The organism is Paenibacillus anseongensis (assembly GCF_009757995.1).
Classification (GTDB): domain Bacteria; phylum Bacillota; class Bacilli; order Paenibacillales; family NBRC-103111; genus Paenibacillus_E; species Paenibacillus_E chondroitinus.
On the sequence record NZ_WSEM01000034.1, the window covers coordinates 1 to 25,434 of the forward strand.

22 protein-coding genes are annotated in these 25,434 nt (G+C 47.2%); 3 read left to right on the forward strand and 19 right to left on the reverse strand.

Going from position 1 to position 25,434, the window contains the following annotated elements; all coding sequences use genetic code 11:
• Nucleotides 1-612: 612 nt before the first annotated feature.
• From GON05_RS31220 to GON05_RS31250, 7 genes are all read right to left on the reverse strand, one after another.
• The gene (locus tag GON05_RS31220; RefSeq protein WP_127449032.1) at nucleotides 613-876 is read right to left on the reverse strand and encodes an HPr family phosphocarrier protein; all 264 of its coding nucleotides are present in this window, start codon (nucleotides 874-876) and stop codon (nucleotides 613-615) included.
• On the reverse strand, nucleotides 873-2,600 hold the full coding sequence (ptsP, locus tag GON05_RS31225; protein ID WP_157325783.1) for a phosphoenolpyruvate--protein phosphotransferase: 1,728 nt from the start codon (nucleotides 2,598-2,600) through the stop codon (nucleotides 873-875). The genes GON05_RS31220 and ptsP overlap by 4 nt, the downstream gene beginning before the upstream one ends.
• 29 nt (nucleotides 2,601-2,629) lie before the next feature.
• Nucleotides 2,630-3,787 (reverse strand): mannitol-1-phosphate 5-dehydrogenase, encoded by a 1,158-nt coding sequence (locus tag GON05_RS31230; RefSeq protein WP_157325784.1) that lies wholly within the window; start codon nucleotides 3,785-3,787, stop codon nucleotides 2,630-2,632.
• Nucleotides 3,787-4,221 carry a PTS mannitol transporter subunit IIA gene (locus tag GON05_RS31235; RefSeq protein WP_157324886.1) on the reverse strand — a complete coding sequence of 145 codons (435 nt, stop codon included), beginning with the start codon at nucleotides 4,219-4,221 and terminating at the stop codon, nucleotides 3,787-3,789. Before GON05_RS31235 ends, GON05_RS31230 begins: the two co-directional genes overlap by 1 nt.
• A 23-nt stretch (nucleotides 4,222-4,244) precedes the next feature.
• Nucleotides 4,245-6,284, reverse strand: a complete 2,040-nt coding sequence (locus GON05_RS31240; protein ID WP_157324889.1) for a BglG family transcription antiterminator — start codon at nucleotides 6,282-6,284, stop codon at nucleotides 4,245-4,247.
• Nucleotides 6,285-6,349: 65 nt separating this feature from the next.
• Nucleotides 6,350-7,780, reverse strand: coding sequence for a PTS mannitol transporter subunit IIBC (locus GON05_RS31245; protein WP_157324891.1), 1,431 nt, complete (start codon nucleotides 7,778-7,780; stop codon nucleotides 6,350-6,352).
• A gap of 188 nt (nucleotides 7,781-7,968) precedes the next feature.
• On the reverse strand, nucleotides 7,969-9,006 hold the full coding sequence (locus tag GON05_RS31250; protein ID WP_157324893.1) for an NADH:flavin oxidoreductase/NADH oxidase: 1,038 nt from the start codon (nucleotides 9,004-9,006) through the stop codon (nucleotides 7,969-7,971).
• A gap of 292 nt (nucleotides 9,007-9,298) precedes the next feature.
• On the opposite strand from GON05_RS31250, the gene GON05_RS31255 reads away from it, so the two are divergent.
• The gene (locus tag GON05_RS31255) at nucleotides 9,299-10,198 is read left to right on the forward strand and encodes a LysR family transcriptional regulator (protein ID WP_181646289.1); all 900 of its coding nucleotides are present in this window, start codon (nucleotides 9,299-9,301) and stop codon (nucleotides 10,196-10,198) included.
• Here GON05_RS31255 and GON05_RS31260 read toward each other — a convergent pair.
• The 4 genes from GON05_RS31260 to GON05_RS31275 all read right to left on the reverse strand — a co-directional run bounded on the left by GON05_RS31260 (nucleotide 10,152) and on the right by GON05_RS31275 (nucleotide 14,147).
• Nucleotides 10,152-11,069: a LysR family transcriptional regulator gene (locus tag GON05_RS31260; RefSeq protein ID WP_157324897.1), complete on the reverse strand. Its 918-nt coding sequence runs from the start codon at nucleotides 11,067-11,069 to the stop codon at nucleotides 10,152-10,154. The two genes, GON05_RS31255 and GON05_RS31260, sit on opposite strands and share 47 nt — an antisense overlap.
• Nucleotides 11,070-11,796: 727 nt before the next feature.
• Nucleotides 11,797-12,963: an iron-containing alcohol dehydrogenase gene (locus GON05_RS31265; protein ID WP_157324899.1), complete on the reverse strand. Its 1,167-nt coding sequence runs from the start codon at nucleotides 12,961-12,963 to the stop codon at nucleotides 11,797-11,799.
• A gap of 42 nt (nucleotides 12,964-13,005) precedes the next feature.
• On the reverse strand, nucleotides 13,006-13,467 hold the full coding sequence (locus tag GON05_RS31270; RefSeq protein WP_157324901.1) for a DinB family protein: 462 nt from the start codon (nucleotides 13,465-13,467) through the stop codon (nucleotides 13,006-13,008).
• A gap of 17 nt (nucleotides 13,468-13,484) precedes the next feature.
• Complete coding sequence (locus GON05_RS31275) at nucleotides 13,485-14,147, reverse strand: type 1 glutamine amidotransferase domain-containing protein (RefSeq protein WP_157324903.1); 663 nt, start codon at nucleotides 14,145-14,147, stop codon at nucleotides 13,485-13,487.
• Nucleotides 14,148-14,506: 359 nt separating this feature from the next.
• Between GON05_RS31275 and GON05_RS31280 the strand changes: the two genes are divergently transcribed.
• Nucleotides 14,507-15,295: a GNAT family N-acetyltransferase gene (locus GON05_RS31280; protein WP_181646290.1), complete on the forward strand. Its 789-nt coding sequence runs from the start codon at nucleotides 14,507-14,509 to the stop codon at nucleotides 15,293-15,295.
• A gap of 83 nt (nucleotides 15,296-15,378) precedes the next feature.
• On the opposite strand, the gene GON05_RS31285 is transcribed toward GON05_RS31280, so the two are convergent.
• Together GON05_RS31285 and GON05_RS39985 are read right to left on the reverse strand one after the other, a co-directional pair.
• On the reverse strand, nucleotides 15,379-15,987 hold the full coding sequence (locus GON05_RS31285; protein ID WP_157324907.1) for a TetR/AcrR family transcriptional regulator: 609 nt from the start codon (nucleotides 15,985-15,987) through the stop codon (nucleotides 15,379-15,381).
• 132 nt (nucleotides 15,988-16,119) lie between these two features.
• Nucleotides 16,120-19,917, reverse strand: coding sequence for a rhamnogalacturonan lyase family protein (locus GON05_RS39985; RefSeq protein ID WP_157324909.1), 3,798 nt, complete (start codon nucleotides 19,915-19,917; stop codon nucleotides 16,120-16,122).
• A gap of 107 nt (nucleotides 19,918-20,024) precedes the next feature.
• Here GON05_RS39985 and GON05_RS31295 point away from each other — a divergent pair, with 107 nt between their 5' ends.
• On the forward strand, nucleotides 20,025-20,351 hold the full coding sequence (locus tag GON05_RS31295) for a hypothetical protein (protein WP_157324910.1): 327 nt from the start codon (nucleotides 20,025-20,027) through the stop codon (nucleotides 20,349-20,351).
• A 679-nt stretch (nucleotides 20,352-21,030) separates the two neighbouring features.
• Here GON05_RS31295 and GON05_RS31300 read toward each other — a convergent pair.
• From GON05_RS31300 to GON05_RS31325, 6 genes are read right to left on the reverse strand one after another with little or no spacing between them, the layout of a single operon-like run.
• Nucleotides 21,031-21,474, reverse strand: coding sequence for a VOC family protein (locus GON05_RS31300; RefSeq protein ID WP_157324912.1), 444 nt, complete (start codon nucleotides 21,472-21,474; stop codon nucleotides 21,031-21,033).
• A 17-nt stretch (nucleotides 21,475-21,491) separates the two neighbouring features.
• Nucleotides 21,492-22,376 carry a TolB family protein gene (locus GON05_RS31305; RefSeq protein ID WP_157324914.1) on the reverse strand — a complete coding sequence of 295 codons (885 nt, stop codon included), beginning with the start codon at nucleotides 22,374-22,376 and terminating at the stop codon, nucleotides 21,492-21,494.
• Between the two features lie 35 nt (nucleotides 22,377-22,411).
• Nucleotides 22,412-23,110 (reverse strand): SDR family oxidoreductase, encoded by a 699-nt coding sequence (locus GON05_RS31310; RefSeq protein ID WP_157324921.1) that lies wholly within the window; start codon nucleotides 23,108-23,110, stop codon nucleotides 22,412-22,414.
• 23 nt (nucleotides 23,111-23,133) lie between these two features.
• Nucleotides 23,134-23,586, reverse strand: a complete 453-nt coding sequence (locus tag GON05_RS31315) for a VOC family protein (protein WP_127449009.1) — start codon at nucleotides 23,584-23,586, stop codon at nucleotides 23,134-23,136.
• Nucleotides 23,587-23,618: 32 nt separating this feature from the next.
• Nucleotides 23,619-24,518 (reverse strand): carbohydrate ABC transporter permease, encoded by a 900-nt coding sequence (locus GON05_RS31320; protein ID WP_157324923.1) that lies wholly within the window; start codon nucleotides 24,516-24,518, stop codon nucleotides 23,619-23,621.
• Nucleotides 24,519-24,536: 18 nt separating this feature from the next.
• Entirely contained in the window at nucleotides 24,537-25,424 is an 888-nt protein-coding gene (locus GON05_RS31325) for an ABC transporter permease (protein ID WP_157325786.1), read from the reverse strand.
• Nucleotides 25,425-25,434: the final 10 nt, after the last annotated feature.

Below are 25,434 nucleotides of genomic sequence, written 5' to 3' on the forward strand. Positions count from 1 at the left end.
ATGTACAGAGGGTGCTTGTTTTTTGCAAAGCTGAATAATTAGCATCTACAGGAATGCTCGCTTGTGGTAAAGTGCCCATTTCACTGAAATAGCGCTCTACACTACCAATAGTCGCTAACTAGTCAAAGTACCTCGAATCCAGCCAATAGCAGCTCACCCTACAAGCCCTTCCGAGTAGCTACTTTTTCTCTTACGGACTCAGAAGACGTTATTCCGCCAAATTCGTTCGTGAGCGCACAAATAGCGCCCTCAGGTTCCTTTATTTTGCTCCGACGATCAAGTAACGCGGCGGAGAATGGGGGTTCGGCTCGTACGAGTCTGAGTTTGCAGCTCGGATGGGAACTACAGGGCGTTATTTCTGCGAATTGCGCCCGTTAACGCAGGGAAGGGGAACTACGGGCCGTTATTTCTATGCCACGGGCGGATATTCTGCCCAATACATAGAAATAAGGCCCTGCAGTTCCCCAAGAACTGCAAAAGGAACCGTGAGCGCACAAATAGCGCCCTCAGGTTCCTTTATTTTGCTCCGACGATCAAGTGCCGCGGCGGAAAATGGGGTTTCGGCTCTGACGAGTCCGAGTTTGTGGCTCGGAGGGGGTACTATAATTTCCCCTACTCCTCAAATATACGCGTCAGCAAAGCGCCAAGCTCCTGCATCGCTTGCTCCTCTTGCTCGCCATCCACTTCCAACGTCACTTCGTCATTCTGTTGAATTCCGAGTGTCAGCATACTAAGCGAGCTTTTGCCGTTGACCTTCTTCTCCCCTTTAATCACACTTACTTTGCAGGGAAACGTGCCCACCTTTTGAACGAATACTTTGGTCGGGCGGGCATGGAAGCCGGATGGATTCAACACCGTAAAAGTTTGAGATATCATGCTTGATCACTCCTTGTCTTCTGTTCTACAAACTGTTTGATTTGGGCTTGGCTGCTCATCGCCAGAATTTGCTGGGTATAGCCGGCCCATTCTTGTTGTGAGGTCTTTTTGATCAAAGCTCTCGCAGGTAAAATCGAGCTGGCACTCATGCTAAATTCATGAAGTCCCATGCCGAGTAAAATCGGGATCGCGTGCTCATCTCCAGCCATTTCTCCACACATGCCCACCCATTTGCCTTCCTTGCTCGCAGCTTGGATGACCATTTGAATTAAGCGAAGAATGGACGGATGACAAGGTTGATATAAGTAAGAAACGGTTTCATTCATCCGATCCGCAGCCATCGTATATTGAATGAGGTCATTGGTTCCAATACTGAAGAAATCCGCCTCTTTCGCCAATGAATCAGCTGCTATCGCTGCTGCGGGCACTTCAATCATAATCCCAACTTCAATGTTATCGGACACAGGGATTCCTTCTTGTAAAAGCTTCTCTTTCTCTTCCTGCAGCAATTGTTTGGCAGCTAACAGCTCATCCATGACGGCAATCATAGGGAACATGATTTTCAATTGTCCATAACTGCTTGCTCTCAGAAGTGCTCGAAGCTGCGTACGAAACAGGTCCTCTTGGCTCAAGCATAACCGTACCGCACGTAACCCAAGAAATGGATTGCTTTCAACTGGCAGCTTCATGTACGGCAGTTCTTTGTCTCCGCCAATATCAAGGGTGCGAATGACGACAGGTTTGTTGTCCATCCGCTCCAAAACATGTTTATAAATCTGAAACTGCTCTTCTTCACTTGGCAGCGCGCTACGCCCCATATAGAGGAATTCGGTTCGGAATAATCCAATTCCTTCCGCTCCATTAGCGAGTACTTTTTGCAAATCTTCCACACTGCCAATATTGGCAGCCAACTCTACACGATGATCATCCGAAGAAACAGTCGGCTCATTGATCAGCTTGCGCAGTTCGGCTCTTCTCTCGTCATACGAAGCTTTACGCGTTTGATACGCTTCAACCTCTTGATTGCTTGGTGCGACGAGCACCACACCTTCAACCGCATCCAGGATAAGCATCGTACCTGTCGCGATGTCCTTAGCCTCTTCACCTGCACCAACAACGGCAGGCACTTCCAGGGAACGAGCCATGATGGCGGAATGAGAGGTACGGCTGCCAACCTCGGTCACAAATCCAAGCACATAGTCAAGATTTAATTGTGCCGTATCAGAAGGCGTCAGATCATCAGCGATCAGAATACATGGCTCATTAATAGCCGTAATCGCTGCATAGGAAACACCGCGAAGCTTGCTCATGATTCGCCCGGTGACGTCACGAACATCAGCCGCGCGTTCGCGAAGCAGCTCATTATCCATTGAACTGAGCACTTCAATAAAGCTGCTTGCAACTTCATGGAGCTTGAATTCCGCATTCATGCTTTCATCTTTAATGCTATCTATAATGGCATCTATATAATCAGGATCTTCGAGAAGCATCAAGTGTGCTTCGAAAATTTCCGCTTTTGCCGCGCCCATTCGCTGCTCAGTCAAATCTTTAAGCTCTTCTAATTCTTGCTTGGTTTCTTCCACAGCTTTACTAAAACGAAGGACCTCCTGATCCTTGTCAGCCACTTCCACAGCCTCGGGCTCGAACTGCTCCTTATTCAATCGAAAAGCTTTGGCCAGCGCAATGCCGGGGGAAGCAGCTATGCCGGTTAGACGTTTGGTCATCATGTTCGCCATGAGGTAACTCCCCTTTCTTAAGAAACAACGGTTTGTTTGAATTGTTCGTAATGTGTTCGAATCAGGAGATGAATAGGGTGCTCTTCCCCAATTGTCGTGTACTTGGTAATCGTCCCAGCAAGGCCCATGTCTCGCAAATCCGCTTGAATTTGGACAGCTTCAGGATCCGCTGGATCCTTAAACAGCAGGGCAGCAGCCATGACCATAGTAAGATAAGATGGAGTCATCCCTAACTCATACCCTTGCAAAGCGGGTCTAACCAAACGGTCATTGACCGATAATTTACGAATCGGTGATCTTCCTACGCGCGCTACATCATCTATCAAGTAGGGGTTCGTAAATCTTTGCAAGATTTTATCGATATAGATCTCATGCTGTGCAAGCTCAAAGTCATGCTTTTTAATCAAGATCGAACCCGTCTCGTGCATAACGTGCCTAACTAATGAAGCAATTTGTGGATTAGCCATCGCCTCTTGAATCGTTGCGTTCCCTTGCAAATAGCCAAGATAAGCAGCGCTGCAATGACCCGTATTAACAGTAAAAAGTTTACGTTCAATGTATGGCTCTAGTGTCTTCACGTAATGAACGCCGGCAATGCGAGTAAAGCCTTCCAGCATTTGCGACTCATCAACAACCCACTCGTAAAAAGGCTCTACAGTGACTTCAAGCGGGTCCTCGTTATGCTGAATAGGAACGATTCGATCCACAGCAGCATCGGGAAAGGCAACAACCATCTCTGCTTTCGCACGCAGCTCTTCACTTAACAAAGCATATACGTGTTCTTTGAGCTGCGTACTTCCGCCAATTGCATTTTCACACGCGATGATGTGCAGCGGCGCGGCTCCCCTCGCGATTCTTCGCTCGATCCCTTTGGCAATTCCGCCTGCAATATGCTTCAGAATATTGACGCCAACCGCTGTTGTCACAAGATCAGCCTGTGCAACGGCTTCAGCTACATCTTCCAGATTTTTGCCGTTGATCGCTGTAACACCGGAAACCATGAAGGTCTCTTGTGCTTCATTAGCCAAACGCACCGTATACGTTTTTCTTTCCTGCAGCAGCTCCACCAAGGTATCGTTGACATCTGAGAAGATAACTTCATAACCGGCTTGTGACAAAAGCAATCCGATGAAGCCTCTTCCGATGTTACCCGCTCCAAAATGTACAGCCTTCATCATTCCATCCCGCTTTCGAAAATCTTCACCATCGCTTCAGGTGTGGAAGCTTGCATGATTTGCTCGATGTTCTCATCTTCCGAGCAGATCATCGCGACATTGGTCAATATGTCCAGATGATCATTGCCTGCTGCAGCAATCCCGATCACCAGATTCGCCGTCTCTCCGTCACCAAAATCCACACCGTCCGGAATTTGAACAATGGACAGTCCCGTGGAGAGGATCAATGATTTGGAATCCTGTGTGCCGTGTGGAATGGCCAATCCATTGCCCATGAATGTCGATAAGGTTTGCTCTCTCTCGATCATTTTATCGATATAACCGGCTGAAGCATGACCTGCATCTACCAGCAATTGGCCCGCCATTCGAATGGCCTCGAATTTGTCTTTAGGTTTCGCGTTCAATTTTACTTTATTGGTTGATAAAATACTCATCGTAGATCTCTCCCCATATCCGATTATTTTTTATTCTCTAGAAAAGCTGCTAACTCTTGGGATAAAAATTGCTTAATCTCTGACTGGCTGCCTGATCTCAACAGTTCAATCATTTCAGGGATGAGCAGGAAAGAGCTGATTTCGCTTAGCACTTCCAAACTCTCCTTGGAGAGCTCCTGCGGACCGAGCATAAGCAGCATTTGCCTCACGCCGGATTTTTTTCCGCTTTCTAACGGCAAGTCATCCGCTAATCGAAACAAAGTGAAGGAAGGCTTTTTCACCTGTTCACTTCGGATATGGAAAAGTGCCAGACCCGTGTCAGGAATCACTTGACTGCTCAACTTCTCCCGCGCAAGCAGCAGCTCAACGATAGGTTTTACATCGTCAAAGACACCCGCTCTACTGACATAGCTGCATATATCCTGCAAGGCTTCTTCCAAGTCTTCATAGCTTTGCTCGATGTGAAACACCGTAAATTGATCAATGATGCTTACAATTTCATTAATATAGAACTGGATGCGATGCAACCGATCTCTTGATCCTGCCTCCAGGTGCATGGAAATCGGTTCACCGGACTCTTTTTGTAATGTCACATTTTGAATAAAAAGCCTTAGCCGTTCCGCCTCATCTTTCGTCAATAACGGACTCAGCTTCATGTATTGATCGGAAGGGAGCGGTAGGTCTACCGTCGATATGATTAAATCGTAGTCCTTCTTAGGGATACGCGCAGCTTCAAACCAAGACGCATTACCGATAATATTGATTTGCGGCAGCTCTTTCGTTAGGCGTACAGCCAGCATCTTGGAGGTGCCTATGCCGCTTGTGCAGACCAGAATGGCCCTCACATTTCGCTTAAATTGTTTCTGCCTCTCGATGGAAGCACCGAAATGCATGACCAGGAACCCGATTTCTTCGTCCGGTATGGCAATTTCACTGATGGTCGTATTGACAGCTTCCCGAATGGCTTCAAACAGGACTTCATAGTCTTTTTTAATTTGCGTCAAAAGCGGATTGCGAATCGTAGCTCCCGCCAATAACCGCTTAATCGCGGACTCCAGATGGCTCAGCAGCCCATCTTTCAAGGAACGGTCATCGCTGAACGGAACGCCTAGATTTCTTTCCATTCTGCGAATCAGCTTCCATACCATTTCCATGTAACTCAACTCATCGATCGGAAGCAGTAAATTAGCATGAGGTTCAGCAGTAGGTTCCAGCAGCTCAGCAATATACGAGATTTCAGCTGGAGTTAACTGAATTGGAATTTCTTCGGTCAGGTGATCAATGGTATGGGTAAGCAGTTTGCTAGGACGCGCCGAGTGATGATCACTATTCGCCTCGATCGGTCTGCCCATCTGAATTCTGGCAATCGTTATCGAGAGGGAAATAAGTAAATTGGTGTACTCCTCCTCGGAAATTTCGCTTAAGCCTTCATCTTCAGCCAGCCAAAGCGCTTCTTCCACTTTCGTAAAATTCTCTTTTCCTATCAGCTTCAAAAGCTTTTGCGCTAACGGTGAATGTTGGCTCTCATTTTTTCCAAAGAGATCAGACTCATCAAGTCCGTTTCTCGCCAGGTGCAAGATCATCCTCCGTTTGTTAGCTTCTGTGCCGCTCAACTCAACGCCGTAACCCCTTTTGCGAACAAGGGTGAGATTGGACCGATTAACCCAGCTATCCAACTCATCCAGATCATTCGTAATGGTTGGAATCGTGACAGCCAACTCATGCGACAATGTAAAAAGCTTTACGGGTTCCTCCTCCTGAAGCAGCAGGCCTAACAGCAGCATCCTTCGTTCTTCAGCTGAATAGGCCACATTCACCCTGCCTTCGAGCAGATATCTCAATGCCTCCAATTTCTCCGGCTCCGCCAGAAGTTGAATCCCTTTTCCCGATTTCTTACGCAGCGCTATGCCGAGATTCCCCAGAACAGTCTCCAACTCAGACAATTCTCTATGAACCGTTCTAGTGCTTACATTAATCTCAGCAGCTATTTCTCCTGCCGTAATGTCATCCCTTTGCTTCATTAACAGCTCAAGGATCTGCCGATGCCTGTTTGAGAGGCTCATAATTATTCTCCTCACGAACAAAATGGAGATAACGCCGGCAAGATGCCAGCGTTAGATGCTTATATTTAGCCCAATCGTTTCACAAGCTCATCATATTCCGGGCTTTTCATGAAATTATCAATCGAAATATGTTCAGCTTGCGGTGCTTTGTTTCGTGCGCGGTCCGTCAAGGATTTATGCGTGATCACGATGTCAGCATCAGATGGGATATCATTGATTGCAGTATTGATGACGTTGATATTGATACTGGCTTCTTTCATTTTCTTTCTTAAAATAGAAGCTCCCATCGCGCTTGATCCCATCCCGGCATCACAGGAGAAAACGATTTTCTGCACATTGTTGGCAGACTTCGTTACTGGAACTTCTACACGCTCTGCTGCCGCTGCAGCTGGAGCTTGCTTCATTTCTTTCATTCTGGCTTTAGCCTGATCCAAATCTTCGCTTTCCGTTTGCTTCGTTGTTTTCAACAACAGAGCGCCTACTGCGAAAGAAACGATCGTTGAAGTGATTACGCCGCTGAAAATCGGCAGCATACCGCCTTTTGGAGCCATCGCGATGTAAGCAAAGATACTTCCCGGTGAAGGAGGCGCAACCAGACCCGCATTGAAAAGAGAGAATGTGAACGTACCTGTCACACCACCTGCAATCACCGCTAGAATAAGACGCGGATTCATCAGGATGTATGGGAAATAGATTTCATGGATACCGCCGAAAAAGTGAATAATAGCAGAACCTGGAGCGGAAAGTTTCGCTGCACCGCGCCCAACAATCCAGTAGGCCAATAGAATACCAAGTCCTGGACCAGGGTTGGATTCTAGCATGAATAAGATGGACTTGCCTGTTTTGGATGCTTGATCAAGCGCGATCGGGCTCAGAACGCCGTGGTTAATCGCGTTGTTCAAGAACAGTACCTTACCTGGTTCGATCAGTATATTGGCTAGTGGAAGCAAACCTGCATTAACTAACGCTTGAACTCCGGAAGCAAGTCCTTTACTCACGACTTGAACGGCAGGGCCGACAACCGTGTAAGCCAGAACGGCTAGTATGGCTCCTATGATGCCTGATGAGAAATTGTTTACAAGCATCTCGAAACCGGACTTGATTTTACCCTCAATCGACTTATCGAACTGCTTCAGCACCCACGCGGCGAACGGACCTACGATCATTGCCCCCATAAACATCGGAATATCCGTCCCGATGACAACCCCCATCGTGGTTACTGCCCCAATGACACCACCGCGTGTGCCGTGGATCATCGTCCCTCCCGTATACCCAATCAAGAGCGGAAGAAGATAAGTTATCATTGGACCTACGAGCTTAGCCAAATATTCATTTGGAATCCAGCCCGTCGGAATAAATAAAGCTGTAATCAATCCCCAAGCGATAAACGCCCCGATATTAGGCATCACCATGCCGCTTAAGAAACGACCGAAACTTTGCACTTTCACCCGGAATCCGCCGGATGATGCTTGCTTTTGTGCAGCAATTTCACTCATTAGAATAACCTCCCTTTGTCTGTTTCATGATCTTATCGTAATGCAAAAACGCTTTCATGATCAATCAAATCAAAATCCCTTTTCGTCATGAATAATGTTGACATCATTTAAACCTGTTATTACAGCGGTTCCCGTTAACATGCAAAAGACAGCCGATTGATCACCGGCTGCCTCCTCATTATATCGATTTACTTAAGTCCAAAACCCATGCCATATACGCCAGGAAACTCTATTTCTTTTCCTAGCTTCTTAGCAGCTTCTAACGTCCAATATGGATTTCTTAACATCCCGCGGCCCACACCCACGAGATCTGCGTCCTCGTTGCCGATCACGGAATTCGCTAACGCCGGATCGTCTAACCGTCCCACGGCAATCACCGGTACATTCAGCGCATTCCTGATTTCTCTTGCCATAGGAACTTGATACGCCACATGGGTGCCAGGTCTCCCGTGCGCAAGAATCGGCCCTTCTCCACCGGAGCTGATATGAAACATGTCCACACCTGCTTCCTTATACACTTTGGAAAAGGCAATACTTTCTGTAAGCCCATAACCGCCATCCACGTATTCTCTTGCCGAAATACGCATCAAAAGCGGCATGTCATCAGGCATCACGCTTTTGACGGCCCGAATGACCTGCTGACCGAATAATGGCAAATCCTTGCCGTATTCATCCGTGCGTTTGTTTGTGTAAGCAGACTGGAACTGGTGGATCAAATAGCCGTGGGCTCCATGAATTTCAATCGTATCTACGCCAGCCTTGATCGCACGCTCGGCAGCCAGACGATACTTGTCCACCATTTGCTTGACTTCGTCCGTAGTAAGTGCGCGAGGTGTTTTGTATGTCTCGGTCTCATCGAATGGAATAGCGGACGGCGCTACAGGAACTTCTGCATGTTCCGCTTTACGTCCCGCATGAGCAATCTGAATGCCCACTTTAGCCCCGTATTGGTGAACGGCATCAACGATTCGCTTTAATGGAGCGATCTGTTCGTCAGACCATAACCCAAGGTCAAAATCGGTAATTCGTCCATCCGGCTCGATGTCCGTCATCTCAATGATGATAAGTCCTGCTCCGCCAATCGCACGGCTAAGATAGTGATTATAATGCCAATCGTTTACGACTCCATCATTATTTCTGACAGCATATTGGCACATTGGCGGCATGACGACGCGATTTTTCAGTTCCAAACCTTTCAGCTTGTAGGGTGTAAATAAATGGTCCATTTTTTGTTCCTCCAATCGTTATATGAACGAATTAGTCCTCGTTATTTTTAAAACCATAACCAGTAGCATAACCATCAAACATAGCAATATCCCAGTACGAATGCGTCCCCCATCGTTGGATATATTACCAGGGCTCCACGTAATCTTGCGTAAATAATTTGTTCCCAAAATGCAAAAGATCATCTTAAACATTTCGTCGTGTTTGCCGTATACATACTGTAACATCTTAGAGCTTCGAATCGAACTACCGATAAGTTAGGTGAGGAATAACCAAAGGTTATGGGGGATGGACGTGAAGATCGAATGGTTAGAAGCCTTCCGGCAAACGGCTGAAACGAAGAGTTTAACGAAAGCTAGTGAAATTCTGCATATTAGTCAGCCCGCCTTAAGCAAACAAATTCGCACTCTGGAGGATGAATTAGGAGCACAATTATTGGTGCGTTCCTCCACTGGCGTAACGCTCACGCAATCCGGCCAGATTTTACTTGAAAGAAGCAAGAAAATTATGAACGAACTAAATGATCTGAGAAGAGAGATTGCGCTAACTCAAGACGAGGGCAAAGTTGATCTTGTCATTGGATCATGGCCAAGCGTTGCAACTATTTTTTTGCCAAACCATATGGCGGCTAATCAGCAGGAAGATACCAAAATGGCATTCAAAATCAGGGTGTTTTACAGCTTTTTTGACCTGATAAAAAATATAGAAACCGGCACCATCGATGCGGCCTTATTTGATGACAGAGGCGTCCAACATCACTTTCACTCGACCCTTGTTTTTAAAGAAAACTTCTTCTTATTTGTGAATGCCAATCATCCCTTATTTGGTCATAAAGAAAAAGTATTCTTTCATGAGATAAAGGACGACCCCTTTGTTATGCTGCCTGAGGGATGCGATGTCAGAATGCTGGTGGAAAAGGAATTTTCAACAAGAGGTGAAACGTTACATATCGCGTTAGAAATTGAGTTGGGACAAAGCATCCTTGGTTTTGTACAAGCCAATCTAGGCATAACCATTTTGCCTGAAATCTTCATTAACCAAACGAATGATACGATTAAGGCAATCCCGATTACTGATTTCGGATTAACCCGTCAAATCTCTGTCGTTACCCGCGAAAAATCAATAAGCAAACAATTGTTAACTTTATTTAATACGAGTTCGAAGCCAAATGAACATCTCTCGGTTCATCCCTGATTTCCTCAGAAACACGTTGAATAAACTCATTGATGATGAGCACATGTTTATGTTTGGATTTAAACCCAATGAATATTTCATTATGAACCTTCAAATCTTCGAAAATGAATTTCCATCTCGGATTTGTCCCATTCTGATGCTTCAGAATATGCGTTGGGAGCAGACTCATCCCCGCCCCTTCCTCAACGGCCTTTAGAATTAAATGCATGCTAGGGATAACATGGGCTGGATTAATGAGTGGCCCTTTTTTGAAAAACTCTTTCCAATATCTTCTTATAATAGGAAGTTCCAGGCCATAGCTGATCCACTTTTGTTCGGAGAGCCATCGTTCCTTCTCCTTCAAAAGCGTGAAATCCGGCACGGCCGTCTCCAGCGGTGCAACAATGACAAAACTCTCCTCCATAAGCCGTACATATTCGATTCCGGGCGTTAAGAATCTTTGATTGGTTAAAATAAGATCTACACGTTCTTCTTTTAAAAGTTCTAGCAGCTGCTCCGCATCTCCAAAGTACGTTGTCGTATCCAATTTCAATCTCGACAAATGAGGCAATATGTTCTCAGTGAACAACTCCGGGGTTGCACCGATTTTTATCGGATTCATGGTAGGCCCTTGATGCAATTTTAAACTCATTGTCTTTTCCTCTAACGACTCAATTAGGGGCGCTAGATGAGAATACAGCTGCTTTCCTCGTTCGGTCGGCACCATTTTGCGTGAAGTTCGAATGAACAACGGTTCACCGACTTCCGATTCAAGGCAGGCGAGGTGCTGACTCAATGCGGGCTGGGTCATGATCCGCGTCTTAGCGGCCTCCGATACGGAATTATGCTTAAAAATGGCAATAAAGCTTCTGTACCATTCAAAATCGACCATGGCCACTCCTTCCTCTTATATAAAAAGAATCATATAACGCACATCTGGAAAAAAAACCACATGTTGTCATTGTAAGTTTTTCTCACATACACAACAAATTACAAAATAAAGACTCGTAAATAAATTTATTTATATACAGGTCAATTAATATGACTGCTGTAGCCATACCGTAACATGCTGAATGCGAGAATTGTACTATCATTAAGTTTGGAATGCATAACAAAAAGTTATGGCTCATGTGCCTTCACTCCTTGCCAGGTTGGGACTGCAACGCTACAAATTCAGCGATACTGTGACACTAAGCAGAGGGGGCATCTCATACTAGCGTGAAGTTGGTCAACGAAACACCCTAGAGGAACTACAGGACGCTAATCTAGCAAATTCAGCCGCTTACACGTTCAAGCGGAACTGCAGGACCTTATTGACCGCCTAATCCCGTTTTCTCTAAGAAAGCGGACAAATAGCGCCCCACAGTTCCTCTCCACGCGAAAAAGAGCCTATTTCGATGAAATAGCGCCCCGTAATTCCCCTGCCAGGGACGAGTCGCTCAAAAGCTTACTCCAAATCGTCGTCTTGATTTAAGCAACCCTCTTGATCTCCCACAGTCGCAGAATCTCTTTATAGTTTTGACTGGCTTCAGAGAGCGTGGTTGGAGAAATCAATCAAAGAAAAGAAGGCTATCTCTCTGGTCGAATAAACCTTCGAGACAGCCCCATTTTTCATTAAATTACAAAGAATTTCTCAAAATTTTTCGGACATCCTCAATTGTAAGAGGAACATAGTTACCTATTTGATCGGCGAGCATAGCTCTCTCCGTCATTAACTCAATTTCCTTATCATCAATGCCATAGTCTGACAGCTTAGTAGGCGCTCCAATGGATGTCCAAAATTTCACGAGCGACTCGATCGCTTCCGCTGCCAGTTGTGTATCCGTTTTTCCTGCCGGATCCAAATCGAATACACGTACACCCAACTGCGCCACTTTCTCCGGACGCACAGCCGCGACATGTTCCATCCAGCGCGGGAAAAGAATCGCGAGGCCTCCGCCGTGCGGGATATCATGGACAGCCGATACGGCATGTTCAATGTAATGCGTTGCCCAATCGGTTTTAACCCCCATAGAGGTTAGTCCGTTCAAGGCTAATGTTCCATTCAACAACATGACTTCGCGATATTCGTAATTGTTCAAATCGTTCACGAGCTTAGGTGCCGTCTCGATGACGGTGTGAAGGATCGCTTCACCGATTCTTTCTTGAAGAGGCGCATTGCTCGAAGCATGGAAATACTGTTCGAAGACATGGGACATAATATCAACAATGCCGTATACCGTTTGATCACGTGGTACTGTGAAGGTAAGCTCAGGATCCAGAATACTGAATCTTGGATAGACATGAATGGAGTTAAACGATTTTTTCTCATTCTCTTCCCAATTTGTAATGACGGAATTTCCGTTCATCTCGGAACCTGTTGCCGCTAACGTTAGGACGGCGCCAATCGGAACAGAGTTTGATGAAGCTATCGCTTTCTTAAGCACGAAATCCCATACGTCTCCATCGTACGGCACGCCCGCGGCAATTGCTTTTGCACAATCCAGCACACTGCCGCCACCAACGGCAAGAATAAATTCAAGTTGATTTTCTCTTATCAGGTTAATTCCTTTTTTGACGGTTGTTAGTCGCGGGTTGGGCTCAACGCCTCCTAACTCAACAACTATAGCGTCGATTTCTTTCAGTTCCTGAATAACCTTGTCGTAAAGGCCGCTCTTTTTGATACTGCCGCCACCATACAATAGCAAAATACGTTTGCCATAAGCGGGAATTTCTTTTTTCAAACTGCTTAATTGACCTTTTCCAAATAGAAGCTTAGTCGGATTATAAAACTCAAATTTATCCATCGTCGTTGTTACCCCTCTCGAATGTGAATGAATTTCTGCCAATTATACGCTCAAATCGACATAAAACGGTGGCGTTACGCCTAGCATGCGGGCATATACGAAGAGTTGTCCTTTATGATGGGCCTCATGTCCAATTAAACGATGAAGTACTTCTACGATTGGTTCTACATTTTCAAAAATAGTTGCGTCTTGTTGCAGATCTGATTCTGAATAAGAGGCAAGCTTTTGCTCGTGTTCGGCGGTTAACTGCTGAAGTAGCTCACGAGCTTCCGAAATGGTCGAGGGAACGGGTGGGACGAACATATCACGCGATTCAATAGCGGCAAAAAAGAAATCCGGCGTCATCGCAAGATGATGGATAAGCTCAATTGTCGTCATCCCGACGTCCCATGGACGCCATGTACCTCCTGATTCAGGCAATAGCGCTACAAGTTCGAGCAAGGCATTGCGGTGCATTTTCCAACGTTTCATTATTTGTTGTGTAGTTGTAAGTTCATTTTTCATTGTATATAGCCCCCTGATTATTTATTTAGTTGACGAATAACTTCCTTAGCGGCACTTTCCGCAGATTGTGGGTTTTGACTTGTAATGAGATTGCCGTCCACTTGAAAGTTATCTGTCCAATTCGGTGCTAAGACGATATTAGCTCCCAATTCGCGAAGCCGTGTTTCTAGTAAAAACGGCATGAATTTATCTAAGGTCGTTTCTCTTTCTTCCTCATCGGTGAACGCCGCGATCGTTTTTCCTGCTACGAGAGGCGTACCATCTGACAGTTTCACGCCGACAAGTGCTGCCGGACCATGACAAACAGCGGCAACGATTTTACCGGATTCATACATCGTACGGATCATGGATTGCAGCACCTCGTTATCTGGCATGTCGAACATCGTTCCATGACCACCCGGGATGAAAATAGCATCGTAAGAATGAATGTCGTTCACATTTTCCAGCTTCATAGTGTCTTTCAGGTATTTAGCCATATCTAACATCTCTTGAGGAGCACCTTCTAGACTTCTATGATCTAGAGGAACCTTCCCACCTAGTGGGCTTGCTATCGTAACTTCATATCCTTTATTGTTAAATGCGAGGTATGGCTCTACAAATTCTGACAACCATAAACCTGTTCGCTCATTCTCATTTATTTGATCGGCAGTTGTGACTACCATTAGAATACGTTTGGTCATTGAAATTCCCCCTTTTCGTCCATGCAGCTGACTTACGAAAGATATTATTGCCTCTGAGACGCTTATTACACATTATAAAAACCGATGTGAAGATTTTTTTATATCAGCAGCTGCATTCGCCTTTTGTTTTGGCGGTAAACATACTTTAACACCTTGGCACTGTGGATTGTACTACAGGTAAGTTGGGGGCGACATAATGAAAAGTTATGGGGCTGGATAGGAAAGCAACAGCATCGAAAGCTATCTATTCATAAAAGTACTTATTGCCTCATAAACATTTCGTTATTTGTTTGAAGAAATTTTACGCTTTACAATAACGGAATGCAGGCCCTAATCCTATACCCCAGTGAGGTCAAACCATGATAAGCACGCCAGACATCATCAAACAAAACATGATTCATATTATGAAGCAAATGAGCGGCTCCTGTCCTCGCATGTCATTCGTGAAGACACCCCAAGTGATTCGTTACGAAAGCGATCTTCCTCATTCGCTATTCAATCGGATTATCACCTATGAAGGACTGAAATCCGATGGCGCATTGAACGATATCGCAACAATTGCCGATCATTATCGGTCATCTAAGCGCCCTTTCTCATGGTTGATCTGGTCACATGACACCGACGCCGCTGAGCTGGCAAGTGTATTGGAGGAACAAGGACTTAAAAAGTCCGGTCAATCTCCCGGCATGTCACTTTCCCTTGTGGACTGGACGTATAAGGCTCCAAGCCTTTCTAGCTTCGAAATCAAACCTATTCGGACAACAGCGGAATTCTCCTGGTTCAAAGAGATTGCCCTTCCTGCATTCGGCCTACAAGGAGAAACTGGTGAGGTATTCATGCAAGTGAACGAATCGTTAGCGCTCGGTGAACAAGCCATTTTACGGCATTATGTCGGATTCCTGGATGGACGTCCTGCCGGAGTGGTTACAGCCTTTCAAGATGGAGAAACCATTGGCATCTACAATGTAGCTACTGCTGGAGAATACAGACGGCGAGGTATCGGAAACGCTCTGACCGCGCATGCCATTCGTGAAGGACAAGCCGCAGGCGGCAAGATAGCTGTGCTGCAGTCAAGCGAGATGGGCGTTAGTGTGTATCGTGCGCTTGGATTCAGCGAAGAGGTTCGAATCGATTTTTATATCGGATAAATATACACTAAAAAACGGAGCCTTTAGACCGCAAATGCGGGGCTCCGTTTTTGGTTGCTTGATTTCTCAAGCTTCGGTCACAATTATTGAAGACCTTTTATGAAAGAATCTACGAATTTCTCGCTTGCTTTACTAATGTCGTAGGTGGAATCGGAGAGGCACCAGGTTACGAAGGCTCCCGACAAAAAGGAGTATACATAATTTACGATCTCTTCTACGGACAACTCATTTCTGAATAACGATTGAGACCGTCCATCGCTAATCGCTTGAACAAACAGTTCCTGCTCGATGCAATCGGCAAAAAAGGACGGTTCTGTTGATTTTAATGATAAATTGACAATAAGGTTGAGTTTGGTCATTTCTTTTCCAACGATTAATGGAAACTCCAGTGCTACCATCATGAAACTTTTTACTTTGTCTACCGGAGAAGCATCTTGATGTTCATGGATATATTTCCCGAAATTCTCTTCCATATATTCAGAGAAATCGTCTCGGTACAATTTTTTAACGATATCCTCTTTGGACTTATAGTGAATATAAAATGCTCCTTTGGAAAGGCTGCATGTCTCACAAATTTCATCAACCGTAACTTTGTTGTATCCCTTCGTCAAGATGAGCTCTTTCGCTACGGCAAATATCTTTTTCTTCGTGGCTTTCCCCTTCAGGTACCGACTCGTTTGCTGTTCCTTCATCTCGCTCCCCCTCATCTCCTACAACTATAACGTATGTAATTTTGGTAAGTCAAAAGCGCTTCCTAACACAAAAGCCTGACGGATCAATCTCCGTCAGGCTTTTGTATTTGTTATTTTGCTCCTGCCAGTTTCCTAGTTCAGAATCTGAGTAGCAAGTATGACCAGATCCTCAATGTCTACGGTGTCGTCACCGCTCAAGTCGAACTGCTTCCACGAGTTCCAATCGGAATCTGCGGACGACTTGCCGTAAGCTTTGGCCGCCAGCGCCAGGTCACCGATGCTGATCTTGTTGTCATTGTTGAAATCGCCGCCGCCATTCGGCTTGATGACCGCATCCAAGAACGTCTGCAGCGCCGTCTGCAGCTGGGCTGTTGCCTGATCCACCGCCGCCTGATCGGCTGCCGGGTTATTCGCAACCTCCTTGGCCAGATCGATCGCCGCCTGCAGTGTGGCCTTCGTACCTGCCGGATAACTACCGACTCCGCTGCCCTCCGCTGCTTGGTCATGCTTAGCCTGGGCATCCGCAATCAAAGCATTCAGAGCCGACTTATCTACCACAATCTGCTGCTCAATTCTCAAGCTGTGGCTCACTCCGTCGAGCGTCGTCTCCACGCCATTAGCATCCGCCGTAATCACCTTGCTGAGCAGGATCGACGTATTCCCTTCCGCTTCCGGCTTCGCTCTCAGGCTCAGCTTCAACAGATCCCCATTCGGATCTGTCTGCTTCGCGCCAAGATGTACACCCAGCACGCGCAGCTTGCCGTCAACCTGTTTGTGACTGACGACGACGAATTCCTTATCGGCCATAGAGACAGGATCGTATACCTGCTCCACGACTGTCGGATCGAACTCGAAGGTCAGATCCTGTGCCATCACTCCTGATTCCAGATCCTTTCCACTGTAAATCAAATCGAACGTTTCACCGGGCTGTACCGTGGACGGTCCCGTCAGCTTGATCTTGCTCTGGGCATTCGGTGCCGTCTTCGGAATAGCGATATCCGTCCTCATAGAGGGCAACTTTGCCTCGTCACCCAAATAGAAGCTCGCGAATCCCATCTGATCGTAGCCGGTGTTCTTATTCGCCACGCCGCTGCGGTACATCGGGTCGTGCATCAGTGTGCGAATACCGTACTCCGTCGGCGACAGAGTTGTGACAATGGCCAGGCGGTTATTGCTGCCTCGGAGAATGAGCTCCTCGCGCCAGTCCCCAAACATGTCGGCCTTGAGTGTCGGAGTGCTCTTATTGCCGGTCGACGTAAGCCCGGTCGCGAGATAAGAGGTGGTCGCGAAGGTCAAGTCGTTGACCGTGTTGATCGTAGCGCTGTTGACAGCCATGGCTGTCAAGCCGCCACCGAACCAGATGGCATTCTGGCCGCTGCCCAAATTCCTGCTGCCGTTCAGGAGCTCGCCCGTGATCATGCTCCTGGCACCGTTCTGCGAATAGCCCTGCGCGCCGGGCCAGCGGTTAGAGAAGTTGCCGGCTACTGCGCCCTCGGCATCGGTACCGGCGTATACGCCGAAGACCAGCGAGTTTTCATAGACAATCTCGCCTTGCGCGTTCAACCGTTTGCCCTTCATCGGGTCGTGTGCCTCCGGGCCAGGCAGCCAGCCGTAATGCTTGCCGTTGCGAATGTCGTCCAGCATGTGCTCCTCGCTGCCGGACCACATTCGGATGCTATTGTCTTTTGCGACTGGGAGCAGCGCACTGCGGTCACCGTGACGGAGCGGAGCCCACACATTCAGCGGGTTATTCCGAACCGCGTCGGTAGCGAACTCGAAGCTGTCTGCAACTGGAGGGATGCTATTCTGACCCTCGATTGTCGGCATGATGTCGCCGTTCAGTACCTTGGGCAAAATCATGGTCTTGTCGGCGTTCAAACCGAGGACCATCGCTTTCATCACGATCTCGTCCCGTCCGTCGCCGTCGAGGTCCGCGGTTTGAGTTTGATGGTTGCCTCGGTTCTGGTAGTCGTAGGCGGAGCCGCCCAGTGTCCAATACCGTGGATCGGCCGAGTCGAAGCTGGCCTGAAGGTTGACTTTGCCGTTCACGATATTGTAAGCGGCAAAGGTCGTCCTTGCGTAGTAGCCGCGCTGAGAGACGGCATAATTGTTCACGCCGTCAAGAGCAGCGACGACGCCGAGGTAGCGGTTGGCGCGGTTCCCCTGCGCGTCGCCCCACACGGCCGCCTTCCAGGGATGCTCAAGCCAGTAGGCTTCTTTTTCAGCCATGATCTGCGCTTTATAATCACTAGTCGAGCTTCCGGCACCCGGGCCGGGGAAAGCCAAATAAGAATAATTACCGCGCTGGGATTCTGGCGTCATAGCCCAGTTCTCGCCGTCAACACTGCCCTTGTAAGGAAACGGATATTTGGAGCTGTCCATGAGCACGCCTTTGCCAGCTTCGCCGTCCCACTTAAAAGCTGAGAAAAACTCTTGATCGTCTTTGGCGGAGCCGATCGGGCCAACATGGTAGGTCTTAATCCAGCGTTTGATCGTCGGATCATTGACTCCGTCGTTGCCGCCACCGGCTATCGGGCTGCGATAGGAAATGGTGAAGCTGTTAAGGAGAGACCAGTAGGTATTAAGGGCCTGTTCGTTGCCGGATGCGAAGTATTCCTTGAACTTGTCTGTGGTGGCATTCAAGCCGTCATTGCCACCCACAACGGTATTAAGGGTGTCTTGATATATGACGGACTGCGACTCTTCGTCCCAATTTCCGATGCGAGTGCCCAAGGCTGTCTTCAGCATTAGCTCGGCTTTGCCGTCACCGTCAAAGTCTTGGCTAAACAAGGTGGTCTCGTGGTCGTTGGCTGCTCTTACGTTATAGCCCATATCGACGCGGAACAGCAGCGTGCCGTCCAGCTTATACACGTCTATGTACTCGGGAGCGGTCAAGTTGTTACTGCCACTGAAGATCGGCTCGGAATACATGGGATCTTGCTGGGTGCTGCGCCACTTCACGACGATCTCATACTCGCCGTCGCCGTCAAAATCGCCCACCGTCATGTCATGGGTGGAGTAGGCGCTGCTTTGCGATGTATATATGGCCCCTGTGCCGGTTTTCGCATAGGGAAGTTTCGGTCCTGCGTCCAGTTCCTCGACGTACTTCATGAACTTGGCCTCTAGCTCCGCGTACAAGGCATCGCTGATGATACCGTCGGTCCCGAGCGAATGGGTCGGTTGCCAAGTTTCCTTATTGTACTCACCCAGCTTGTCGACCCATCCGCTAAGGTCTGCAGCGCTGACCGGGGTTTTGTTATCGTGCGGCTCGCGGAATGCCCTGAGCAGATCCATGTCGACGACGTACCAGTGCTGGCCGCCCGTACCGGGGATTACCATGTTGGCCGTAGTCAAATTCGTGCCAGGGCCGAACCTGTTGCCGCGGTAGGTAAAGTGCGCGAGCGGCACGGGGGATGGAGCCGGCTTCATTGGGATATAATGCACGGCGCCCCTGTTGGCCTGTCCGGCGCTTCCCGCTAAAGCCGACAGCATGGGTACGGACATCCCCTGCCTGACTCCCTCAGCGCCGTTAATGACTGGCGCCACTTCATAGATGGAAGATATGAGACCAGCCGGGTCGGTGTAGTTAGACGGGGTGACATTTTCTTTCACAATGCCGGGGTTTGTCTCGTAATTGCTCTCTGGCTGTACATCCCGGGGAGTGATGGTCGTGATCTTCACAAAGTCAGCATCCCCATCTTTGCGGTAGACGTTCCAGGAGAGGCCATCGGGTTCGTCTCCCAGGAAGCGCCAGCTCAAGAATATGCCGCCTGTGACTTGGGCAGCGACCAAGCCGCGTGTCAGATATTCCATCGGGCGCAGTCTGGGCGCTGCACCATCAGCTGACGCTGGGACGCTGAAAGCGAACAGGGACAGGCACATAGAAAGCGCCAGGGACATAGATACGAGTCTGAGCAGTGACTTTTGCATTTTGTTTTCCTCCCTCTAATCATGAAGCTATATTAGTGGTTTGATCCGTTGTAAAGTAGGTGCTGATAAACCCATAATTGGAAACGCTTTCTAAAATGGTTTGTATCATGCGAAACTATTCCAACATACAGGTACATGAAGTCGAAGTCGATGATGATGGAAAGTATGTGTTAGAAAATTATGTCAGGCAGAATGAATCTCTGCGGAACTTATGCGATATACCTCCCATGTCTCTCTGGGCATTAATCATGTACCTTTTAAAGGCATCGTTGTGGGGAATCTTTGGCATCATCATTTGGAAAAGAGAGCTCGCAGCATTTTTTGCCCTATCGGGAGATGCGTTGATAGGTCAACAATTAAATATTCCAAATCCAGGTGCCGTTGATAGCTTTTCATTCTCTAAAGATCGGGAACCATTCGATTCACCCCCTTGATCCATTTCGTAGCAAACCATCGGAACCGCTGCGAAATCCAGATAGTTCCACCTTACACTACGTGTCGGTTAAGGGGTAAGTTAAAAATCATACCTATTTGTTCAAAAAACAGAGGTGTTCGTCTACGCCATTATTTCATCGTCCAATATGAGGGGAATTGACATCGCTGGGGAGAAAGGAACCGTTGGTGGAGTTACTTCTCCTCCCTAATTTAGCTTGTTAAGAGCCGGTAGGAGCAAATGTTTGAGGTGGGGAACACCCAGCACCGCTAAAAATTTAGCGTTACTGAGACACTTGGCGGCGGAGATAAGTTAGCCAATGATACTCCTTTAAGGAACTGCAGGCCACTATTCTAGCAAACTCGCCCGTTTTCGCGTTCATGCGGAACTACAGGGCCTTATTTGGCCGCCTACTCCCGTTTTCTTTAAGAATACGGACAAATAGCGCCCCACAGTTCCCCTCCCCGCGAAAAAGAGCCTATTTCGTAGAAATAGCGCCCTGTAGTTCTCCTCCCAGGGATCGTCCAAGCCTTAGCGCAAATTTCATGGAGTGGAGTGCTTAGTGCTTACCCCGTGCAATACGGCGGGAGTGTGATCCGAATAACTCCTCCAATTTAAAAAGCGCTAACACTGTTCTACTAGAACGGTGTTAACGCTTAGTCCTGGCATGAAATGTACATTTAATCAATATCAAGAAGTTCAAGAATGACGCCCAAATCGTCGGTACTTTCTACATAAGCATATTTATTGCCATTTTGAATAAGAGGGAACCCGAATTCCTCCAGTTTGGAAGCTGTTTCCAACATTTTATTCTTTGCCTTAAATGCGATGTGGTGGACTCCCGGACCTTTTGTTTCAAGGAATTCCTTCCAAGTTGAAGGATCCTCTGTAGGTTCAATGAATTCTATGACGACATTCTCCATGTGAAAAAATGAAAGTCGTACTCTCCCTTGGGTAGGTTTCCCCATGTAGGTGACGGTGTCGCTGCCATCTTCATTGGCCATGATGATCTTGGGAGCAGTGACTCCTAGAAGCTCGGCAAAGCGGTTGGTCGCCTTTTCCACATCTCGCACGATCATAGCAATCTGACAAACCAAAGTTGTACCCAGAATCGTCTGTTCCATCGTTTTTCTCCTTTACTTTAAGAAGGTTGGATACGATAACTAACAAAAGCCAGATGCCTGCTGTCCGGCGACCAGGAATTGACGTTAAGAGTTCCCTGTCCTCCAAAAAGCTCAACAACCGTTCGATAACTGCCTCCAGTGCTGGACATCACACGAATTTCTACATCTTTGTTAGCGGGATGATCTCCCGGAGCGACATCGCCTTTGCGATAAGTGATATAGGCTACCAGTTCTCCATCCGGAGATACATGAGGAAACCAATTATTGCTCTCATCAACCGTCATTTGGGTCTGTTCACTGCCGTCGGCATTCATGCGCCATACTTGCATAAGACCTGTTCGTACCGAGTTGAACCAGATGTGTTGACCGTCAGGTGAATATTCAGGGCCGTCATTTAACCCCGTGGTAAACGTTAATTGTGTTTCTATGCCCCCATTCGCTGGAATCGTGTAGATGTCGTATTCGCCATTCCGCTCCGCACAATAAGCTAATGTGCTTCCGTCCGGTGACCATCCGTGCAAATAGCTTGGTGCTATCGGCGTAATAAGTGTCGGGTCGCCACCCTGCAAGGGGAACGTATAGATGCGAGAAAGACCGTCCTCTTGAGTGTGATGGCTTACCGCAACAAAAGCGTTATCCGGTGAAAGCACATGGTCGTTATTACATTGGGTGGCATAGCCGGAATCAATAACTGTACTTTCCTTCGTCTTGAGCTCAAACTTATAGAGACGGCCTAAGCTGTTATAGACTAAGTGGTTGCCGTCACACGTCCAATTGGGTGCTTCGATCAGAAAATCAAATTCAGCCAAGATGTTCCGTTCACCAGTCATCACATCGACTGTTTCCAACGTACTGATCACGTTTCTTTTCTCTACCTTTCGTGGTTCCTTTAACGTATTCATCGCGAATCTCCTTCATCTTTTAATTCGCCTAACTGTCACATAGGCATCGGTTCTCCCTTGTAATTGACAAAAAAGGATTCCGAATCGATCTCTTTTTTCATTTCGAGGATATCGATAATCCCATTAGCGCTTTCGACAGGATCTCCCGGAGCTTTCTCGCCGCCCATGTCTGTCTTGATCCAGCCTGGGTGGATGGCGTACACACGGATTCCTCTGTTTTTTACATACCTTTTAAGCTGCTTAGAGAACATGTTGATCGCCGTCTTGGAAATAGCATAAGGAAAATCTCCCCCGTAAGCGTTGGACATACTGCCTGCTTCGGACGAAATGTTAAGAATGGCGCGCGAGCTGCCTTCCTCCATGAGAGGCAGCATATGCTTGATGAGCATCATCGGGCCAAACAAATTAACTTCGAAGGAACGAACCACATCCTCGATCGGCAATTCTTCTAACGCAACACCTCTTCCGAGCAAAATCCCCGCGTTGTTGATCACGGCATCAACCGTTTGTTTATCTGCACGTAACGTTTCCGCTAACCGAACAATCGATGCTTCGTCGCATACATCGAGCTGAACAGGCTTAACTTGGCCGGGAAAACGGCTGACCAGCTCCAACAAATTCACATCTTCCTGCGGTGAACGATTTCCCGCTATAACCTTGTGCCCTCTCTGTACGGCAGCGAGTGTCAATTCATACCCAAGACCACGATTTGCACCGGTAATGACGATATTCATGTCTGCTCCTCCTTGTGCCCCTGCTAAGCTCGGGGTTTGATGTTTAAATTAACGCCCAAATCATCCTCGGCGTCGACAATTGTCCAGCTGCTGCCAGGGTAATAACCTATCGTCCGCATGGCGTAACCCATCTCCTCCAACTCGCCGATGATGGCATCACGTTTCTCCCCTACCTGGAAGCCTAGATGATGTACCCCGTTGCCATGTTGATCAAGAAACTCCCTGAAAGTGCTATCTTTCTCGTCTGGTTCATGCAATTCAATAACAAAGTTGCCAACTCGGATATTCGCTAGCTTCAGGCCGTAGTAAGCGGGTTTTCCACGATACGTCAAATCGGGGTTATGTACGGGAGGCAAATAACGGATTTCCGGCACAGGAAAATTCAATAGATTCGCCCATGCCTCCGCAGCTTTCTGGATATCATTTACGACAATCGCGATCTGAATAAAGCCATCAAAGCTAATGTTATTTTTCATATTTACACCTTCCAATTTTCATTTTTTACGGCCTATTCCTTCACACTGCCCATTACTAGCCCCGTTGTAAAATACTTTTGCAAGAAAGGATAGATGCACAAAATTGGTATCATAGCCAAGAACATTTGTGCAGCTCCCGTCGTTCGGGCACTGACCATGGACAAATATTTGGATAAATTGCCGCTAAGATCCGTGTTGTTGCGAATAAATTCCTCCGGATTCACGACAACCGTTTGCAAATAGGTTTGTAAGGGATAGTTTTGAATTTTGTTCATATAAATCATGCCGTCAAACCAGCTGTTCCAGTGGTCTACGAATGAAAAAAGCGTTACTGTCGCAAGCGTGGGTATCGAGACTGGCAAAACCACACGGATTAGTGTCTGCACGTGACTTGCGCCATCCATATACGCTGCCTCCAGCAATTCCTTTGGCAGACTGCGCATATAATTCATGACAACGAGCATGCTGAACACGGGAAGTGCCCCTGGTAGAACAAGCGCCCAGATGGTATTCATTAATCCGGTGCTTTTCACGACCATATAGGTAGGAATTAATCCGGCATTAAAGAGAATGGTCACAACAAAAAACCATGAGAAAATACTACGCGCACCAAAATCTTCTTTTGATTTAGAGAGAGGATAGGCAGTCAGAATGATCAATAATAAATTGAGCGGAACGCCGATGGCCGTTCGTTTAATAGAAACCAGCAGCGACATGAAGAACTTCGATGTGTTCGTAATAAATTGGTAAGAGATCGTTGTAAATCCCACTGGGAAAAAAGTAACCTCCCCTGCCGCTACAGCTACTTTATCCGAGAATGATACAGCCAACAGGTTGATAAAAGGCGCAATGCATAAAAGTGCAACAAGCAGCAAGAATATGGCATTGCTCACTAGGAATATTTTGCGTGATAGGGAAGCCTTTATTCCCATGGTCATCTCTCCTTTCCATTAAAAGACTCTATATCCGGTTAATTTGTCCGCCAAGTAATAAGATACGACGATAAAAATTAGCGATACACACGACTTAAACAGGCCAGCCGCAGTGGAGAGCGCATATTGCGCCTGTTCAATGCCTAGACGGAACACGAAGGTATCCAAAATATCGCCGGTAGAGTAGACCACGGGACTGTACATATTATAAATTTGATCAAAACCGCCATTGAGAATATTGGCAAGACCCAACACGGTCATCAGTACGACCATCGATGAGATGCCGGGCAGGGTGATATGTCTGGTCTGCTGCCAACGGTTTGCGCCATCAATGACTGCTGCCTCGTAAAGTGCAGGGTCTATGCCTGTGAGAGCAGCCAGATAAATCACCGATCCGAATCCAAAAGTTTTCCAAATATCGCTGATGACCATGGTGGCTGGAAACACATTCGGGTTACCCAGGAAAAAGATAGGTTCAATACCAAGCTTGGATAGAATAACATTGACAAAACCCTCGTTCGGTGACAAAAGATTTAATAAAATTCCGGATAAAATGACCCAGGACAAAAAGTGGGGTAAATACACCAGCGTCTGAAAAATACGCTTGGTTAATTGATTCCTGACTTCGTTGAGCAGCAAGGCGAACCCCACTGGAACAACAACGCCTGCAATCATTTTGCACAAGGCGATCACAACCGTATTGCGAATGACCAACCCTATATTCGGCATGGAAAACAACGTAACGAAATTTTGAAAGCCTACCCATTGTTGGTTCCCGAACATCCCTTTCGCCGGAATAAATTTTTGAAAAGCGATGATTACGCCGGCCATAGAGCCATAGCTGAAGATTGCAACCAGAATGACAGCGGGGAGCAGCATGAGATATAACGGTAGTTCTCTTAACATCTTGTCTTTT

Coding starts and splice junctions, on each gene's coding strand:
- GON05_RS31220 (WP_127449032.1), bottom strand. CDS start 876: ATGATATCTCAAACTTTTACGGTGTTGAATCCATCCGGCTTCCATGCC.
- ptsP (WP_157325783.1), bottom strand. CDS start 2,600: ATGACCAAACGTCTAACCGGCATAGCTGCTTCCCCCGGCATTGCGCTG.
- GON05_RS31230 (WP_157325784.1), bottom strand. CDS start 3,787: ATGAAGGCTGTACATTTTGGAGCGGGTAACATCGGAAGAGGCTTCATC.
- GON05_RS31235 (WP_157324886.1), bottom strand. CDS start 4,221: ATGAGTATTTTATCAACCAATAAAGTAAAATTGAACGCGAAACCTAAA.
- GON05_RS31240 (WP_157324889.1), bottom strand. CDS start 6,284: ATGAGCCTCTCAAACAGGCATCGGCAGATCCTTGAGCTGTTAATGAAG.
- GON05_RS31245 (WP_157324891.1), bottom strand. CDS start 7,780: ATGAGTGAAATTGCTGCACAAAAGCAAGCATCATCCGGCGGATTCCGG.
- GON05_RS31250 (WP_157324893.1), bottom strand. CDS start 9,006: ATGGACCATTTATTTACACCCTACAAGCTGAAAGGTTTGGAACTGAAA.
- GON05_RS31260 (WP_157324897.1), bottom strand. CDS start 11,069: ATGGTCGATTTTGAATGGTACAGAAGCTTTATTGCCATTTTTAAGCAT.
- GON05_RS31265 (WP_157324899.1), bottom strand. CDS start 12,963: ATGGATAAATTTGAGTTTTATAATCCGACTAAGCTTCTATTTGGAAAA.
- GON05_RS31270 (WP_157324901.1), bottom strand. CDS start 13,467: ATGAAAAATGAACTTACAACTACACAACAAATAATGAAACGTTGGAAA.
- GON05_RS31275 (WP_157324903.1), bottom strand. CDS start 14,147: ATGACCAAACGTATTCTAATGGTAGTCACAACTGCCGATCAAATAAAT.
- GON05_RS31280 (WP_181646290.1), top strand. CDS start 14,507: ATGATAAGCACGCCAGACATCATCAAACAAAACATGATTCATATTATG.
- GON05_RS31285 (WP_157324907.1), bottom strand. CDS start 15,987: ATGAAGGAACAGCAAACGAGTCGGTACCTGAAGGGGAAAGCCACGAAG.
- GON05_RS39985 (WP_157324909.1), bottom strand. CDS start 19,917: ATGCAAAAGTCACTGCTCAGACTCGTATCTATGTCCCTGGCGCTTTCT.
- GON05_RS31295 (WP_157324910.1), top strand. CDS start 20,025: ATGCGAAACTATTCCAACATACAGGTACATGAAGTCGAAGTCGATGAT.
- GON05_RS31300 (WP_157324912.1), bottom strand. CDS start 21,474: ATGGAACAGACGATTCTGGGTACAACTTTGGTTTGTCAGATTGCTATG.
- GON05_RS31305 (WP_157324914.1), bottom strand. CDS start 22,376: ATGAATACGTTAAAGGAACCACGAAAGGTAGAGAAAAGAAACGTGATC.
- GON05_RS31310 (WP_157324921.1), bottom strand. CDS start 23,110: ATGAATATCGTCATTACCGGTGCAAATCGTGGTCTTGGGTATGAATTG.
- GON05_RS31315 (WP_127449009.1), bottom strand. CDS start 23,586: ATGAAAAATAACATTAGCTTTGATGGCTTTATTCAGATCGCGATTGTC.
- GON05_RS31320 (WP_157324923.1), bottom strand. CDS start 24,518: ATGGGAATAAAGGCTTCCCTATCACGCAAAATATTCCTAGTGAGCAAT.
- GON05_RS31325 (WP_157325786.1), bottom strand. CDS start 25,424: ATGTTAAGAGAACTACCGTTATATCTCATGCTGCTCCCCGCTGTCATT.